Source organism: Thermanaerothrix sp. (assembly GCF_056331585.1).
The window spans coordinates 1-1813 of the sequence record NZ_JBWGPQ010000077.1; the positions used below are offsets into that span (position 1 = coordinate 1).

Annotated in this window: 2 protein-coding genes; one reads left to right on the forward strand and one right to left on the reverse strand. The window is 56.1% G+C overall.

Translation table 11 applies throughout. The annotated features are described in order from the left end of the window. Positions 1–569: hypothetical protein (locus AC01YT_RS13605; protein ID WP_476676291.1), on the forward strand; the 569-nt coding region annotated here is incomplete at its 5' end. Between the two features lie 256 nt (positions 570–825). Here AC01YT_RS13605 and AC01YT_RS13610 read toward each other — a convergent pair. Next, a complete protein-coding gene (locus tag AC01YT_RS13610; RefSeq protein WP_476676293.1) occupies positions 826–1674 on the reverse strand; it encodes a transposase in 849 nt (282 codons plus the stop codon). Positions 1675–1813 lie beyond the last annotated feature (139 nt).

Here is a 1813-nt window from a genome sequence, read left to right on the forward strand (position 1 = left end):
TGCGGGGCATGGGTGCGCTGTTCTCACCCGATGGGCGGTATCTGGCGACGGTGTTTGATGGCAGTGTGCGCCTGTATCCGGCGGCAGAATTGGGCGAGGGCTGGGAGAAGCGCCTGCCCAAGGAAACCCTGCCGTGGTGCGGGGCGATGGAGGGGAGGTGTGGGCTGGTGTTCTCCGCGGACGGCACGCTGGCGGCGGTGGTGCGCGCTGGACGGGTAGACGTGTATAAGGTGGAGAGCCGCAAACTGGTGCGGCAAGTGAGCGGGTGGGAGGTCAAGGACACCTACTACCTGCTGCAGGTGCAGTTTGTGCCGAATGGGGAGCAGATGCTGATCACCACCCTGCCGGTATACGACAGCCAGGGGAAGGCGCAAACACCGGCGCAGGCGATTCTGGTGGACATCGCCAGCGGGGAATGGGTGAGCAAAACCGAGGTGGAGGATGGCTTTGCATACCCTGATGATGGACAGGTGAGGGAGTTCCGATGGCAGGCGGAGGGGGAGATGCCGCCGTATGGCATTAAAATGGATGCACCCAAGGCTCATGGTCAGCAACGAGGGAAGCACTAAATTATCCGTTGTAGATTGGTGGGCGTTTGGTTGGGGGCAAGAAGTTGAGGCTTATCTATGTGAAAACGAAATTTGTAATCTCACGAAATTTACCCGAGATGTGACCCTCCCCGGTTTTACATTCATTAGAGAAAGTACCAATGGATATGTTTTTAGGGATGAGAAGAATAAGACCATTGTCCCGGTATCTGATTGGGTGTTTGGATATTTATAGACGATAATGCTCTGTTGCAAAGATCGATAAAACCTGGCCCAGTTAGCGATGGATATGGTAGACCAACCCTTGGATGATCGGCTCCCGCCGCTGCAGGCTGTGCTTCCGAGAACGGATGGTGTCACCAAACTTGCGTTTGATCCCCGAGTTCACCGTTTCGGTCTTCCAACGTTGACCAAACCGACCATCCACGCGGGCTTGAGAAACCAGATCGGCGCGCGCCTTGCGCTCAGGGTTCAGCCGTGTACCGCCACGTCGAATGGGCGGAATCAGATCGTCATCTCGAACGGTTTGGCCATCAAAGCCCGCATCCGCCATCATCACCCAGGCTTTGCGCTTGCCTTGATATCGTCCATACCGGCAGGCATCTCGCCGCAACCCAGGCAGATACGCCACGTCGCTACCTGGTCCCCAGCCCGAACGCCAGGCAAGGATGAACTGAGAAGCCGTGCCCACCGCATACACCCCTTTGACCCATCGCTGATAGAGGCCTCCCGTGCGGGTTGGGTCATACAGGCTGGCCTGTCCCGGCGAAAAACCCGTACTATCCGCAGCCACACTATCCTCATTCACCCCGTTTTCATCCAGCAACTGGTTCTTCATCTTCTCAACGTCCAGCATGTTCAGCTCCTTGTCCGTACGCTGCAAGGTAGTGTGGTCGGGAACCCGCGGCAGCTCCAGCACCTGGCAGATTTGATCACTGGCCAACAACCACTCTTCCATGTCCCGGTAGCTGAAGTCCAGGTAGTACATCAGCAACACACAGGCTGCCAACTGAGGCCATGTAAAATGATGCGGGCTTTTCGGGTGCGCGTACCGAGGCAGCACCTCTTGGGTCAAGTGATAAGCGATCCGGGCAACCTTCACATAACGGCTTTCTCGAGGTTTCATGACCTATCTTTACCCCATTCAATCAATGTTTGCAACAGAGCAATTGAAGAAAATATTAAATAATCCACCCGCGCATTGCAGCCGACTTGCGCGGGCGGCAAAAGTTTGCAATCCTTGATTCTGCCGCAACGCGCTCCGA